Genomic DNA, 14,783 nt, shown 5'->3' on the forward strand with positions numbered 1-14,783 from the left:
GGCCTCCTCGGCCGTCGGGGATGGGTCGGGATGACTGTGCTGCAAGGGGGATCGGGTGTTGGGGCGGCGAGCCGCGGGGTGCCGGGTGACGCCGTCGTCACCCGGCACCCGGCTCACGCCGTCGTGCTCGCGGGGTGCGGCACGCCGTCCAGGCCCACCGGGTCCTGCGCCAGGCCGGTGGGGGTCAACCAGTCGAACTCCTCGTAGACCGCCGGTCCGAGCCCGAGCCCCTCGGTGACCTGCTCGCGCAACCGGTTGGACGCGAACCCGCCGATCACGTTCATCTGCGCGTCCCGGTAGTGGCGCTCGACCTCGTGGCCGGGGGTCACGCCGAACGCGCCGTGGATCTGCACGGCCCGCGCCGCGACGTCCACCGCCATCTCCGTCGAGTAGATCTTGAGCATGGCGATCAGGTCGCGCGCCGAGCGCCCGGCCGCGCGTTCGGACGTCGCCCGCCGGGCCAGCAACCGGGCCGCGTCGATCTGGGCGCGCGACTCGGCGAGCTGCGCGTGCACGCCTTCCATGTGCGCCAGGGGCCGTCCGAACGAGACGCGCTCGCGGGCGTGCCGCGCGGAAGCGTCCAAAGCGGCCTCGGCGATGGCGACGGCGGAGAACGAGATCAGCAGCCAGCCCCACGCCATGCCCTCGGCGAGTTCCTTGAACTCCACCGGGATCACGTCGGCCTCGGCGACCCGGGCGTCGTCGAAGACGATGCCGCCCCAGGGCATCGCGCGCAGACCCATGTGCGGAATCGCGTAGCGCTGGGCTCCGGACTGCCGAAGGTCGACGAACGCGAGGCACCAGTCGGGGCCCTCCTCGCCGGGTCCGTGCTCCAGCCGCGCCAGCGTCACGGCCAGGTCGGCGATGGGCGCGTTGGTGATGCGGGACTTCTCGCCGTTGATGACGTACCCGTCGCCGTCCGGCGCGCGGCGCACGGTGGTCTGGAACGTGCTCGCGTCGCTGCCCGCGGCCTTCTCCACCACGCCGAAGGCGGCCAGCCGCTCACCCGCGAGCAGCGGGCGGATCAACCGCTCGTGCTCCGCGACGTCGCCGTAGGTGGAGATGAGCTTGACGCACAGCAGGGCCGAGACGGTCGCCGCCCAGAACGTGCCGGAGCACGCGCGGGCCAGCGCCTCCATGGCCTCCGCCTGGGTGCGGCCGTCGGCGCCGCTGCCGCCGTGCTCCGGCGGGTGGAACAGCCGCAGGTAGCCGCTGTCGACGATCTCCTTCCAGTTCAGGTCCGGGATCTCGCCGGTCCGGTCGGTCTCGGCGGCCCGGGACGCGATGCCCGGGAAGCGGTAAGGGGTCGTGGTCTCGCGGTCGTCGGTCATGTCGCTGTGCCGTCCTCGAGTTCAGCCGAGTGCCAACAGGGACGCCGCGATCACCGGTCGCAGCACCTCGGTGCCGCCGCCGGTCTCGGCGAAGAACAGGGCGTCGCGGTGCGCCCTCCCGGCCGGGTGCCCGTCGGAGAAGGCGGCCGGGCCGGCCAGCCGCGCCGCGCCCTCGGTGACGGCGCGCGCGGCGTTCGCCACGAACAGCCGGGCGGCGGCGGCTTCCCGGTGCGAGGGCCGCTCGCCCTCGTCGAACCGCCCGGCGGCCCGGCGCACCAGCCCCGCGGCCAGCTCGCACCGCGTGGCCAGGTCCGCCAACGCGAACCGGGCGGACTGCACGTGCGCCACGGGTCGGCCGAAGAGCCGGCGCTCGCGCACGCCCTCGACGGCGTCCCGGGTGAGCGCGCGCATGACGCCCACCCAGGGCGCGCTCGTGAAGACCCAGTCCAACGTCGCCAGCAGCGGCTCCACCTCGGTGGAGGCGGAGCCGGCGGCGCCGAGCACCGCGTCGTCCGCGACCAGGCAGTGGTCGAGGACCAGCCGGCCCCACGGGCAGGTGGCCATCGCCGCCGGGCCCGCGGTGTCGTCGACCCGCAGCCCGGCGGTGTCGCGGTCCACCACGAACGCCGTGCGGCCGCCGTCGGCGTCCACCGCCACGACCAGGAAGTGGTGGGCCACCGGCGCTCCGGCGACCAGGTCCACCTCGCCGTTGAGCACCCAGCCGCCCAGCCCGGCGCGGGCCGTGACGGTGGGCGCGAGCGCCGCGCCCTGCGTCTGGTGCAACGACACCGCGCCGACCCACTCGCCCGCGGCCATCCGGGGCAGGTAGCGCTCGCGCTGCCCGGCGGTCCCGAACGCGCGCAGCGGCACGGTGGCGAGCACCGCGTGCACGACGACCGCGAGCGCGAGGCCCGGATCGCGGGAGTCCTCGCCCAGCGCCTCCAACAACTCGCCGGTCTCGGTCGCGGTCAGGCCGCCGCCGCCCAGCTCTCGCGGCACGAGCGGTCCCGCCACGCCGGCGGCGGCCAGGTCGGCGAACAGCGCCGGGTCCCACCGGCGGTCTCGGTCGCGGTCGGCCGCGGTCGGCCGGACCAGCCGGTCGGCCAGGTCTCGGGCCCGTTCGGTCGGCGACGGCACGGCGCCGTCGACCTCGGTCGGGGCATGCGTGAACACCATCGGATCCCCTCTCTTTCCCCCGCGTCGCGGGGGTCGGACTTCAGGCCGCCGGCACGCGGCGGTGCGGGGACGTCTCGGTGACGTCGGCGGCCTCCAGGCTCGTCTCCGCCGGCATTCCCGGGTGCTGCTGTGCTGTCACTCCTTCTCCCGGCACCTGTCGCGGAGGTCGAGGACGAATTCCGTGAACGCACGCGACGGGCCGCGCCGAAATGGCGGCGTGGCCCGGGCGTCGTCCACTATTTTCTGCCCCGTGGCGACGGACATCAAGATTGCCCGTGTCAGAGCTTCGTCAAGGGACGTCAGAAGTCTGCAAATTACTTTGAAGTTTCTCCGGCGGAACCGGCGTGGGGCGCCGCGGCATTTCCGGCGGACGGTGCGACGTGCGGGCTTGGGCGGTGCGGTGGCCCGAACCTGCGCGTACCGGCTGGTAGGCATTCGGGGTTCCGTCGGTCGGACGGCGTGAATGGCGGGCCATTAGAGCATTCGCCAGCGCGGGTCTACCGCCTTTCGAGCGAGAGGGTCCGCGGTGATGGTGGAAGGTGATTGTCCACCCATTGTGGTGTCAATGCGGAGAAGAATGTTCCGCTGTGAAAAACAGGAAAACGTGAGCCTCCCGGGCCGGTCGTGTCCGGGACCGACCGGTGAACGTCTGCCGCGGTCCCGAGCCGCCATACGGCCGCTTGCGGCTCTCGGCCGCGGGAACCGGCGTAATTCGAGGGCGTCGCGGAAGCCGGTCGGCCACACTGCGCTGGTGCTGCTCACCCTGACCACGACGCACCGCCCGGCCACCGACCTCAGCCACCTGCTCCACAAGCACCCGGAGCGGGCGCAGTCGTTCACGACCTCTTCGGGCACCGCGCACGTCTTCTACCCACGTGCGGACGAAGAGGAGTGCACGGTCGCGCTGTTGTTGGAGGTCGACCCGGTCGCCCTGGTGCGCGGTCCCGGCAGCACGCTGACCCAGTACGTCAACGACCGCCCGTACGTCGCCGGCTCGCTGCTGACCGTCGCCCTCGGCTCCGTCTTCCGCACCGCTATGAACGGCCGCAGCGAGAGCCGCCGTGACGTCGCCGCCACGCCGATCCCGCTGACCGTGCGCGTGCCCGTGCTGCCGCACCGCCTGGTGGAACGCCTCTTCGCGCCACTGGGCTGGACGGTGGCCATCACGCCGATCCCGCTCGGCGACGGTTTCGGCGAGGACTCGCGGTACGCCGACGTGACGCTCACGGGCACCCTCACGCTGTCCGACGCCCTGAAGCACCTCTACGTGCTGCTGCCCGTCCTCGACGGCAACAAGCACTACTGGGTGGCGGAGGACGAGGTGGAGAAGCTGCTGCGCGCGGGGGAGGGGTGGCTGGGCACGCACCCCGACCGCGAGCTGATCACCACCCGGTACCTGATGCGCCGGCGTCAGCTGGTGCAGTCCGCGCTGTCGCGCCTGGCCGACGTCGAGGAGGTCGAGCCGGACGAGCTGGACAACGCGCTCACCGAGCCCCGGGTGTCGCTGGCCGTCCAGCGGCGGGACGCGATCCTCGACCAGCTCAGGCAGGCGGGCGCCCGCACGGTTCTCGACCTCGGCTGCGGTGGCGGCGCGTTGCTGCGCGCGCTCTTGGAGCAGCCGGAGTTCACCCACGTGCAGGGCGTGGACGTGTCGTCGAAGGCGCTGGCCACCGCCGAGCGCAAGCTGAACGTGGCCAGGATGTCCGACCGGCAGCGGGCCCGCCTCACGTTGCGCCAGTCGTCGCTGACCTACGCCGACCCGGAGCTGAAGGGCTACGACGCGGCCGTGCTGATGGAGGTCGTGGAACACCTCGACCCCGACCGGCTGCCCGCGCTGGAGCACTCGGTTTTCACCGTCGCGCGCCCGCGCACGGTCCTCGTCACCACGCCGAACGTCGAGTACAACGCCCTGTTCGAGACGTTGCCGGAGGGCCAGCACCGGCACTCGGACCACCGGTTCGAGTGGACCCGCGCCGAGTTCCGGGACTGGGCGGCCGGCGTCGCGGACCGGCGCGGGTACGCGGTGCGCCACCTGCCCATCGGACCGGTCGACGCCGAGCGCGGCGCGCCGACCCAGCTCGCGGTGTTCACCCTGGGGGACGACAACTGATGAAACTCAAGATCCCGGACCTGTGCCTGGTGGTGCTGGTCGGCGCGTCCGGCTCGGGCAAGTCCACGTTCGCGCGCAGGCACTTCGCACCGACGCAGGTGTTGTCCAGCGACTTCTTCCGCGGTCTCGTGGCCGACGACGAGAACGACCAGTCCGCGTCGGCGGCCGCGTTCGAGGCGCTGCACTTCGTGGCGGGCAAGCGGCTCGACGCCGGCCGCACCACGGTGATCGACGCGACCAACGTGCAGCGGGCCGACCGCGCGCACCTGGTCGAGCTGGCCCGTGAGCACAACGTGCTGCCGGTCGCCATCGTGCTCGACGTGCCCGAGGAGGTGTGCCTGGCGCGCAACGCCCTCCGCCCGGACCGCGACTTCGGCCCGCACGTCGTGCGCCGGCACCGCGCCGCGCTGCGGAAGTCCTTGAAGTTCCTCGGCAAGGAGGGCTTCAAGCGGGTGCACGTGCTGCGCGCCGAGTCCGAAGTGGACGAGGCGGTGATCGTGCCGGAGAGGCTGCTCAACGACCTGCGCCACGAGACCGGCCCGTTCGACGTGGTCGGCGACGTGCACGGGTGCCGTGCGGAGCTGGAGGAGCTGCTGGTCGAACTCGGCTACGCGCTGGTGCGCGACGACCAGGGACGTCCGGTCGACGCGGTGCCGCCGCCGGGGCGGCGTGCCGCGTTCGTCGGCGATCTGGTGGACCGCGGCCCGGACACGCCGGGCGTGCTGCGCCTCGTCATGGGCATGGTGGAGGCGGGGCACGCGCTCGCCGTGTGCGGCAACCACGAGCAGAAGCTCGTGCGCGCGCTGCGCGGCCGGAACGTCCAGCTGAAGCACGGTCTGGCGGAGTCGCTGGCGCAGCTGGCGAACGAGCCGGAGGAGTTCCGCGAGCGCGTCGTGCGGTTCTGCGACGGTCTGATCGCGCACTACGTCCTCGACGGCGGCGACCTGGTGATCGCGCACGCGGGCCTGCCCGAGCGGTACCACGGCCGCGCGTCCGGGCGGGTGCGCAGCTTCGCCCTGTACGGCGACACCACCGGCGAGACCGACGAGTACGGCCTGCCGGTGCGCTACCCGTGGGCGACCGAGTACCGGGGACGGGCGACCGTCCTCTACGGACACACGCCGACGCCGGAGGCCGAGTGGGTCAACAACACCATGTGCCTCGACACGGGTGTGGTGTTCGGCGGCAGGCTGACCGCGTTGCGCTACCCGGAGCGCGAGGTCGTGTCCGTCGCGGCGCACGAGGTCTGGTACGAGCCGGTGCGCCCGCTCGTCGTGCCCGAGGCGGAACGCGAGCCGGACGTGCTGGCGCTGTCCGACGTCACGGGTCGCCGGTTCGTCGAGACGGCCCACCGCGGCCGGATCGGGGTGCGCCCGGAGCAGGCCGCGTCCGCGTTGGAGGTCATGAGCCGCTTCGCGATCGACCCGCACGAGCTGCTGTACCTGCCGCCGACGATGGCGCCCACGGCGACGTCGCAGCGTCCGGACGTGCTGGAGCACCCCGAGGACGCCTTCGCCGAGTACCGGAACGCCGGCGTGCGCGAGGTGATCTGCGAGGAGAAGCACATGGGCTCCCGGGCGGTCGTCCTGGTGCGCAAGGACGGCGGTGGCGTCGTGCACACGCGGACCGGGCGAGCGTTCTTCGACCCGCCGCTGGGCGACGAGCTGCTGGCGCGCGTGCGCGAGGAGGTGACGAGGGCCGGTCTGTGGGACGAGCTCGATACCGACTGGCTGCTGCTCGACACCGAACTGCTGCCGTGGAACGCCAAGGCGGCCGGGCTGATCAAGGAGCAGTACGCGTCGGTCGGCGCGGCCGCCGCGGGCGCGCTCGGCCCGGCGGTCGACGTCCTCGCGCGGACCGCCGAGCGGGGCATCGACGTCGCCGACCTGCTGCGCCGGACGGAGGGCAGGCTGGCCAACGCCACCGGCTACCGGGACGCCTACCAGCGGTACTGCCGGCCGACCGACGGGTTGGCGGGCGTCAGCGTCGCGCCGTTCCAGCTCCTCGCGGCACGCGGCCGGACGTTCCACGACCGCGACCACCTCTGGCACCTCGACGTGCTGGGCAGGCTCCGGGGCGACCTGTTCACCCGCACCCGGCACCTGGTCGTCGACACGACCGACGACGAGCAGGTCGCGCGGGGCGTGCGCTGGTGGGAGGAGCTGACGGCGGCCGGCGGAGAGGGCATGGTCGTCAAGCCGCTGGCCAACCTGGTGCGCGGCGAGCGCGGTCTCGTGCAGCCGGGCGTGAAGGTGCGTGGGCGCGAGTACCTGCGGATCATCTACGGCCCGGACTACACCGAGCCGGAGAACCTCGAACGCCTGCGCAAGCGCGGCCTCGGCGCCAAGCGGTCGCTCGCGCTGCGTGAGTACGCGCTGGGCCTGGAGGCGTTGGAACGCGTCGCCCGCGACGAGCCGCTGTGGCGCGTGCACGAGTGCGTGTTCGCCGTGCTGGCGCTGGAGTCGGAGCCGGTCGACCCCCGGCTCTGACCCGCGGGCGTCACCTGCCGGGCAGCCTGCCGAGCCGCCACCCGGCGGCTGCCCAGCACAACCCCCACACCAGGAAGAACGGCGACCACAGCAGGAGGTCCCACCACGCCAGGGTGCGGGCCAGGTCGGCGTGCTCGGCGGGTGGCCGGCGGACACCCGTCAGCACCAGCGCATCGCCGACGAAACCGAACCCGACCCCGCCGATCGACCGGACGACCATGAACGTCCCGAGCGTCCACGCGATCACGAGCAGCAGTCGCCTCGGGACGACCGCTCCCCACGGCCGCACGGTGGCCAGCGCGACGATCACGCCGACCACCGCGGCGCCGGCCAGCACCCAGTGGCCGGCCACGAAGAACGGGTCGCGGGCGAGCAGTCGCTCGCGCAGGTGCGGTGGCAGGGGGTCCTTGTCGGCCAACGCGTTGGCGCCCAGGGCCTGCGCGAGCTTCATCGACCCGTAGGCCGCGGCGCACACCGCCGCGCCGTACCCGCCCCACCGCGCGCGGTCAGCCGACGGCACGTCGCGTCACCACCATGTACGACCGCACCATCTCCACGACCAGCCCGCCCACCACGAGCCCGAGGACGCCGTGGTGCCACTGCCAGCCCACGCCGAGGTCGAAGAAACCGTCCAGCACCATGATGCCCGCGCCGCCGCCGACGGCCGCCGCCATCCCGCCCAACACCACCAGCATCACCGTCCGCGGCACCCGGCGTCCCAGCGCGGTGACCGTGGCGAGGGCGACGCACGCGCCCGCCACGCCGGTCGCGGTGGCGAACCACTGCGCGACGGCCGGGTCGAGGAAGTAGGCGCGGGCCTCGGCGTCCGTCACGGGCGGTCCGCCGGGGAAGCCGAGCCGGGACTGCGCCGCGAACACCGCCTTGCCCGCCGCGTAACCGAGGAACAGCACCGCCACAGCGTACGCGGGCCAGCGACGGGGACGAGCGGGATCGACCACGATCGGGACGCTACCGAGCGGGAGCTGAGAATCCGCTGTGGACGCCGAGGGCGATCCCGTCGGCAGCCGCACCACGCGCGGTGCGGCTGCCGACGGGGTGGTCGCTCAGACGCGGCAGGGGCTGCCGCCGGGCTCGCCCGGCAACGCCTCCACGTTCGCCTTCGCCTCACCCAGCACCACGTCGGTCAGCAGGGTGTCCAGCGCGAACGCGCGCTGCACCACGCTGGTCGACGTCGTCGTGGTGCTGTTGAGCTGCAACGTGCCGATCACCAGCGGGATGGTCAGCGGCGCGCTGCCCACGTCCACCGCCAGCCCGTTGATCCGCAGGCTCGCGATCCGCGACTTGCCCGTGAAGTGCGGGTTCAGCGCCGCGTCGCACGTCACCGACGCGCTCGACTCGATCACACCGACCTCGATGGTCACCAGCAGGCTGGAGATGCGGGTGTGCTCGACCCTGGCGACGGACGACGCGCCGTCACCGGGAGCCGGTGGCGTGGCGAGCAGGTCGTCCGGTGTCTGGTCGGTCCGGGCGGTCAACGCGGTGGCCCGCACGGTCAGGATGCCGGCCGACAGGTTCACGTTGGCCACGGTCGCGCTGTCGTCCACGCACGGCACGTCCGGCGGGTTGGCCCGCGCCACCACGATCCCGGCCAGGTTCAGCGCGGTCGCCTGGCAGGAGAACACGCCGGTCCGCTCGGACGTCGTGATCCGCAGGTCCGACAGCACCGGGCTGTCGCCGGCCGGGCTCGCGGTCAACGTCGCCCGCACCTCGATGTACCGGCCGACGCGGGCGAACTCGACCCCGTTGGCCACCGGCGTGAACGTCTCGCCGGCCAGACCGGCCTCGGTGTCGGACGTGCGCGCCTCCACCGTGATCGACGTGCCCGGCGGCACGCTGCCCTGCGCCTCGGTGTTCCACGTGACGGTGCCCCAGGTCTGCCCCGCGACGCCGCCGTCCTGCACCACGGACCAGGTGCCGATCGGCGCGGTGATCTCGCCGAGCACCGACCCCGTCATGTCGCTGTAGTTGTACGGACCGGCGCCCGCGCCGAGGTCCACGGTCAGGTCGACCGCGCCGACCGGGAACCCGCCGCCGCCCACCGGACCGGCGTCCGGGTCGATGCGCTGGGCGTTGTTGGTGTGGATGTTGGTGACCCAGACCTTGCCGTTGGAGTCGACGGCGACCCCGGTGGGTCCTTCGCCGCCGGGCAGCTGCACGTTGCCGACGTACGTGCCGTCGGTGCGCAGGTGGCCCACGGTCGTCGTGCCGACGTCGAGCGCGTGGGCGACCCACACGTTGCCCTCGTTGTCGACCGCGACGCCCTGCGCCCGCGAGTGGCCGTGCGGGAAGGAGCCGAGGACGTTGCCCGCCGGGTCCAGCTTGACCGTGCGGCCGGAGTTGACCCCGGTGTGCCAGATCTCGCCGGTCCGCGGGTCCATGCCCAGGCCGTAGTCGCCGTGCGTGGTGTCCAGGCACGTGCCCGCGCCGGAGCCGGGCTCGTAGCGCAGCAGGTTGGCGCCGTACCGGGCGGACCACAGCGTGCCCGCCTGGTCGACCAGCCCGCCGTAGCCGCCGCAGCCGAGGCTGAACGGGGCGGTCAGTGGCGCGCCGTCGTCACCGGAGATCTTCTGGTGCTGGGTGTTGGAGCCGCCGGTCCACAGGTCGTTGTTGGCGTCCACGGCGACCGTGCGGGTGTTCGTGCCGGCGACCCGGCTGTAGGTGATCAGGCACTCGTCGGCCGCGGTGGTGACGCCGCCGCCGTCGTCCGCGCCGCCCGCGTTGGTCCACGGCCGGATGTCGCCCAGACCGCGCGAGGTGGCGTACAGGCCGTCGGCGTCGCGGTCGTCGCAGGTGTTGTAGGCGAACGGGCCCTTCAGGTAGTCGCCCGTCGGGTTGGCCGTGCCGTCGGCGTTCGTCCTGGTGCCGCCGAGGATCACGCCGACCCGGGTGACCGAGCCCTGGCCGCCCGCCGCCTCGTTCCGGTTGGACAGCCAGGTGTTGCCGAGCTTGTCGACGGTGGTGCGGGACGGGTTGCGCCCGCGCCCGTCCGGCGCGGACAGCCACTCGCCGACGATCACGCCGGTGTTCACGTCGATGCGCACCATCGTGCCGCGGGCGGACGCGGCCACGTTGACGAACGGGAAGAACGCGCTGCGGCGGTCGAGCTGCAACTGGTCGTTGTTCGGCGCGTCGTGGTTGACGTCCTGGAGCACGCCCTGGTCGAAGTCCGCGTCCACGGTGTAGAGCACGTCCTCGCCGGCGACCGGGGCGGCCGACGCGGCTCCGGGGGTCCCGAGGGGGAGGAGGAGCACGCCGACGGCGGCCACCGCGACGCATCTTCGGGTGTGACGCATGGATCTGCCCTTCTGGGTGGGGACCGTTCGGGAGCGGAATTCCGGGCACCAGCGTCACGTGACAACCACATGTCGAGGACGGCTCGGAACGCGTTACCCGACCCCGGAAATGCGTGTTGTCGAATCGGCAGAAATCGGGTCCGGGATTCATTCGTTTCCGAACGAATCCCGCTCCATCGGCCCACCGGCTCAATCCGGACGGTGAGCGTTGATGTTGCCGGGTAGGTCGTTCGGCCCCGCATGCTGGGCCGATCCGGGCCGATCCGGTCGCTGTGATCGTTAACCGCCCGGACACCGCCGCACCACCGGGAATTCGTCCACGCCGTCGGCCAGGTCTCAGTCCGGGCGACTGCCTTGACAAGCCCGAGCGACGTCCCGAATCCTCCGCTGGGCCCACCGGTTCCCGATCTCCCGTGAATTGCCCGGTCACCGAGGAAGGTTTCCCCGTGAACCACACCCGAGTCCTGCGCACGGTCGGCGTCGGCGTCACCGCGCTGGCGCTGGTCGCGGCCTGCGGCACGCCACCGCCCAAGGACGGCGCCGCGAGCGGAACCCCCGCCGCCTCCGCGAAGTCCGCCGCCGACTTCGGCGGGATGGACAAGCTCGTCGAGGCGGCCAAGGCGGAGGGCAGGCTCAACGTCATCGCGTTGCCGCCCGACTGGGCCAACTACGGCGAGATGATCAAGGCGTTCGAGGCGGAGTACGGCATCGAGGTCGACTCCGCGCAGCCCGACGCGTCGAGCCAGGACGAGATCAACGCGGCCAAGCAGCTCAAGGGCGGCGACCGCGCGCCCGACGTCTTCGACCTCGGCCTGAACGTGGCGCTCGCCAACAAGGACGTCTTCGCGCCGTACCAGGTGCAGACGTGGGCGGACATCCCCGACGAGCTGAAAGAGCCGTCCGGGCTCTACTACGGCGACTACGGCGGCTTCATGTCCATCGGCTACGACGCCGCCAAGGTGCCCGCGCCGACGTCGGTCAAGGACCTGCTCAAGCCCGAGTACCAGGGCAAGGTCGCGCTCAACGGCGACCCGACGCAGGCCGGGGCCGCGTTCTCCGGAGTCGTGATGGCCTCGCTCGGCAACGGCGGCTCCGCCGACGACATCGCGCCCGGCGTGGAGTTCTTCAAGCAGCTCAAGGCCGCGGGCAACTTCCTGCCGGTCGACCCGTCGCCCGCGACCATCGAGTCCGGCCAGACGCCCGTCGTCATCGACTGGGACTACACCAACGCGGCGCAGACCGCGAAGCTCGCGGGCAAGGTGGACTGGAAGGTCGTGGTCCCGTCGGGCGCGCAGGTCGGCGCGTACTACAACCAGGCCGTGAACAAGGACGCGCCGCACCCGGCCGCCGCGCGCCTGTGGCAGGAGTTCCTGTACTCCGACAAGGGCCAGAACATCTACCTGAAGGGCCTGTCGCGGCCGGTGCGGCTGGACGCGATGACCAAGTCCGGCAAGGTCGACGCGGAGGCGGCGGCGAAGCTGCCGAAGACCGGCGGCGAGCAGGTGTTCCTGACCCAGGAGCAGTCCGACAAGGCCAAGCAGGCGCTGTCCGCGACGTGGGCGCAGGCGGTGGGCTGACCGGTGGTCGCACCCGTCACCACCGGGGCGCCGGACGCGCCGTCCGGCCGCCGCAAGGGGGCCGACCGCGGCCCGTCCTCGACGTCGTTCCCGGCGTGGCTCGCCGTGGTGCCGTTCCTGGCCTACGTCGGCACCTTCCTGCTGTACCCGACGGTGCTGGTGCTCGCCGGGGCGTTCCAGGACGGGGACGGCGCGTTCACGCTGGACAACCTCGCTGGCCTGGTCGGGGGCGTGTACCTCCAGGCGTTCGCGCGCAGCGTCGAGCTGTCGCTGATCACGGCGCTGCTGGGCGCGGTGTTCGGCGCCCTGCTGTCGTGGGCGGTGGTGACGGGCAAGCCGGACGGGCTGCTGCGCCGCGTGGTGGTGGCGGGTTCGGGCGTGCTGGCGCAGTTCGGCGGGGTGCCGCTGGCGTTCGCGTTCCTGGCCACGGTCGGCTTCCAGGGGTTCGTCACGCGGTTCCTCCGGGACGGGTTCGGCGTCGACCTGTTCGCCACGGGGGCCTGGCTGTTCGAGCTGCCCGGCCTGACCTTGGTGTACACGTTCTTCCAGATCCCGCTGATGGTCATCGTGTTCCTGCCCGCGCTGGACGGTCTCCGTCCACAGTGGAGGGAGGCGGTGGACGGCCTGGGCGGGTCGTCGTGGACGTACTGGCGGCACGTCGGCGGCCCGATCCTGCTGCCCGCGTTCCTCGGCGCGGTGCTGCTGCTGTTCGCCAACGCGTTCTCCGCCTACGCCACGGCGGCGGCGCTGGTGTCGCAGGGCAGCCCCATCGTGCCGCTGCAGATCCGCGGCTTCCTGACCGGCGAGGTGCTGCTGGGTCAGGAGAACCTGGGCAAGGCGCTCGGCCTCGGCATGGTCGTGGTCGTCGGGGTCGCGATGGGCCTGTACGCCTTGTTGCAGCGGCGGGTCGCGAGGTGGCAGCGGTGACCGGGCCCGGATCCGTCGGACGCCGTGTCGCGCGCGCCGTGATCCTGACCGTGCTCGGCGTCTTCTTCCTGCTGCCGCTGGTCGCGATGGCGGAGTTCTCGACCCGCGGGCCGGGCGGCACGCGCAGCCTCGCGTCGTGGACGGGGATCGTGGACGACCCGGACCTGGTCGAGGCGATCCTGGTGTCCGTGCAGCTCGCCGTGACGAGTTCGCTCGTCGTGCTCGCACTGCTGGTGCCGACCATGACGTGGATTCGGCTGCGGCTGCCCCGGCTGCGCCGGCTGGTGGAGTTCCTGTGCCTGCTGCCCGCCGCCATCCCGGCCATCGTGCTGGTCGTCGGCATGGCGCCGCTGTACGCGTGGGTGAACTACTTCCTCGGCGACTCGCCGTTGACGCTGACGTTCGCCTACGCGGTGCTGGTGCTGCCGTTCGCGTACCGGGCGATCGACGCGGGCCTGTCGGCCATCGACCTGAGGACGTTGGCGGAGGCGGCCCGCGGGCTCGGCGCGTCCTGGGGCACGGTGCTGCTGCGGATCGTGGTGCCCAACATCCGCACCGCGCTGATCGGCGCGTCCCTGCTGTCGGTGGCGTTGGTGCTGGGCGAGTTCACCATCGCGTCGCTGCTGAACTTCGACACGGTGCAGGTGCGCGTGAACCTGCTCGGCAAGCGCGACGCGGGCGTGTCGATCGCGGTGTCGCTGCTGAGCCTGCTGTTCGCGTTCGCGCTGCTGTTCCTGCTCTCGTTCATCGGCGGTCGGCGGCGCGACGCGGCCGTCGAGGAAGGCTGACATGACGTACCTGCGACTGGACGGGCTGCGCAAGTCGTTCGGCGGGCAGACCGCGCTCGCCGGGCTGGACCTGGAACTGGCCGAGGGCGAGCTGGTCAGCCTGCTCGGGCCGAGCGGCTGCGGCAAGACGACCGCGTTGCGGATCGTGGCGGGCTTCGAGACGGCCGACGCCGGGTCCGTCCGGGTGTCCGGGCGCGACCTCACCGGCGTGCCCGCGAACAAGCGCGACATGGGCATGGTGTTCCAGGCCTACAGCCTGTTCCCGAACCTGACGGCGAGCCAGAACGTGGCGTTCGGCCTGCGGCTGCGCAAGGCCCCGGACCGTGCCGCGCGGGTCGCCGACCTGCTGGAGCTGGTCGGCCTGGCCCACCTGGGCAAGAGGTACCCGCACCAGCTGTCGGGCGGTCAGCAGCAACGGGTGGCGTTGGCCCGCGCGCTGGCGATCCGGCCCCGCGTGCTGCTGCTGGACGAGCCGCTGTCCGCGCTGGACGCCAAGGTTCGGGTGGCGCTGCGCGACGAGATCCGGCGCATCCAGACCGAGCTGGGCATGACCACGTTGTTCGTCACGCACGACCAGGAGGAGGCGCTGGCCGTGTCCGACCGGGTCGGCGTCATGTCCGAGGGCAGGCTGGAGCAGCTCGACACCCCAGCCGTCGTGTACCGGGAGCCCGCGTCGGCGTTCGTGGCGCAGTTCGTCGGCGTGACGAACGCGGTGCACGGCACCGCCGAGGCGGGAGGCGTGCGGCTCGGCGCGTACCGGCTGGCCACCGACGCGGCGGCGGGGCTGTCCGGTGACGTCAAGGTGATCGTGCGGCCGGAGGACATCGGCATCGTCCCCCACACCGGCCGGCCGGACGGCGCGCTCGTCGGCACCGTGCTCACGCAGAGCTTCCTCGGACCCGTGACCAGGCTGTCCGTCCGGCTCGACGGCGGCGACCAGCTCGTGCGGGTGGACCAGCCGTCCGGTCGGGTGGGCGACTTCCCGCCCGGCACCGCGGTCGCGCTCGACTTCGCGGCGGGCAGGGTCATGGTCGTGGCGGCATGATCCCCGCACGCGCTGGTGGCCCTGGT

11 protein-coding genes are annotated in these 14,783 nt (G+C 72.7%); 6 read left to right on the forward strand and 5 right to left on the reverse strand.

Features of this window, described 5'->3' with window-relative positions; all coding sequences use genetic code 11:
* Positions 1 to 113 precede the first annotated feature (113 nt).
* A complete protein-coding gene (locus ACRAKH_RS13960; RefSeq protein ID WP_380726130.1) occupies positions 114 to 1,331 on the reverse strand; it encodes an acyl-CoA dehydrogenase family protein in 1,218 nt (405 codons plus the stop codon).
* Positions 1,332 to 1,352: 21 nt separating this feature from the next.
* Complete coding sequence (locus ACRAKH_RS13965; RefSeq protein ID WP_447009863.1) at positions 1,353 to 2,507, reverse strand: acyl-CoA dehydrogenase family protein; 1,155 nt, start codon at positions 2,505 to 2,507, stop codon at positions 1,353 to 1,355.
* 751 nt (positions 2,508 to 3,258) lie between these two features.
* Between ACRAKH_RS13965 and ACRAKH_RS13970 the strand changes: the two genes are divergently transcribed.
* Entirely contained in the window at positions 3,259 to 4,617 is a 1,359-nt protein-coding gene (locus tag ACRAKH_RS13970) for a 3' terminal RNA ribose 2'-O-methyltransferase Hen1 (RefSeq protein ID WP_380721412.1), read from the forward strand.
* On the forward strand, positions 4,617 to 7,106 hold the full coding sequence (locus ACRAKH_RS13975; protein WP_380721415.1) for a polynucleotide kinase-phosphatase: 2,490 nt from the start codon (positions 4,617 to 4,619) through the stop codon (positions 7,104 to 7,106). Before ACRAKH_RS13970 ends, ACRAKH_RS13975 begins: the two co-directional genes overlap by 1 nt.
* 10 nt (positions 7,107 to 7,116) lie before the next feature.
* Here the strand turns inward: ACRAKH_RS13975 and ACRAKH_RS13980 are convergent, their stop codons facing one another.
* From ACRAKH_RS13980 to ACRAKH_RS13990, 3 genes are all read right to left on the reverse strand, one after another.
* Entirely contained in the window at positions 7,117 to 7,626 is a 510-nt protein-coding gene (locus ACRAKH_RS13980) for a DUF3995 domain-containing protein (protein ID WP_380721418.1), read from the reverse strand.
* A complete protein-coding gene (locus tag ACRAKH_RS13985) occupies positions 7,613 to 8,017 on the reverse strand; it encodes a hypothetical protein (protein WP_380721421.1) in 405 nt (134 codons plus the stop codon). The genes ACRAKH_RS13980 and ACRAKH_RS13985 overlap by 14 nt, the downstream gene beginning before the upstream one ends.
* A 153-nt stretch (positions 8,018 to 8,170) precedes the next feature.
* The gene (locus ACRAKH_RS13990) at positions 8,171 to 10,393 is read right to left on the reverse strand and encodes a Vgb family protein (protein WP_380721423.1); all 2,223 of its coding nucleotides are present in this window, start codon (positions 10,391 to 10,393) and stop codon (positions 8,171 to 8,173) included.
* A 473-nt stretch (positions 10,394 to 10,866) separates the two neighbouring features.
* Between ACRAKH_RS13990 and ACRAKH_RS13995 the strand changes: the two genes are divergently transcribed.
* From ACRAKH_RS13995 to ACRAKH_RS14010, 4 genes are read left to right on the forward strand one after another with little or no spacing between them, the layout of a single operon-like run.
* Positions 10,867 to 11,997, forward strand: coding sequence for an ABC transporter substrate-binding protein (locus ACRAKH_RS13995; protein ID WP_380721426.1), 1,131 nt, complete (start codon positions 10,867 to 10,869; stop codon positions 11,995 to 11,997).
* Positions 11,998 to 12,000: 3 nt separating this feature from the next.
* On the forward strand, positions 12,001 to 12,924 hold the full coding sequence (locus tag ACRAKH_RS14000) for an ABC transporter permease (protein ID WP_380721429.1): 924 nt from the start codon (positions 12,001 to 12,003) through the stop codon (positions 12,922 to 12,924).
* The gene (locus ACRAKH_RS14005) at positions 12,921 to 13,712 is read left to right on the forward strand and encodes an ABC transporter permease (RefSeq protein ID WP_380721432.1); all 792 of its coding nucleotides are present in this window, start codon (positions 12,921 to 12,923) and stop codon (positions 13,710 to 13,712) included. The genes ACRAKH_RS14000 and ACRAKH_RS14005 overlap by 4 nt, the downstream gene beginning before the upstream one ends.
* 1 nt (position 13,713) lies before the next feature.
* Positions 13,714 to 14,757, forward strand: coding sequence for an ABC transporter ATP-binding protein (locus tag ACRAKH_RS14010; RefSeq protein WP_380721435.1), 1,044 nt, complete (start codon positions 13,714 to 13,716; stop codon positions 14,755 to 14,757).
* Positions 14,758 to 14,783: the final 26 nt, after the last annotated feature.

The sequence above is a fragment of the Saccharothrix hoggarensis genome, from assembly GCF_052936025.1.

Bases quoted from the DNA above. Each gene is read 5' to 3' on its own strand.
- ACRAKH_RS13960 (WP_380726130.1), bottom strand. From the start codon at position 1,331: ATGACCGACGACCGCGAGACCACGACCCCTTACCGCTTCCCGGGCATC.
- ACRAKH_RS13965 (WP_447009863.1), bottom strand. From the start codon at position 2,507: ATGGTGTTCACGCATGCCCCGACCGAGGTCGACGGCGCCGTGCCGTCG.
- ACRAKH_RS13975 (WP_380721415.1), top strand. From the start codon at position 4,617: ATGAAACTCAAGATCCCGGACCTGTGCCTGGTGGTGCTGGTCGGCGCG.
- ACRAKH_RS14010 (WP_380721435.1), top strand. From the start codon at position 13,714: ATGACGTACCTGCGACTGGACGGGCTGCGCAAGTCGTTCGGCGGGCAG.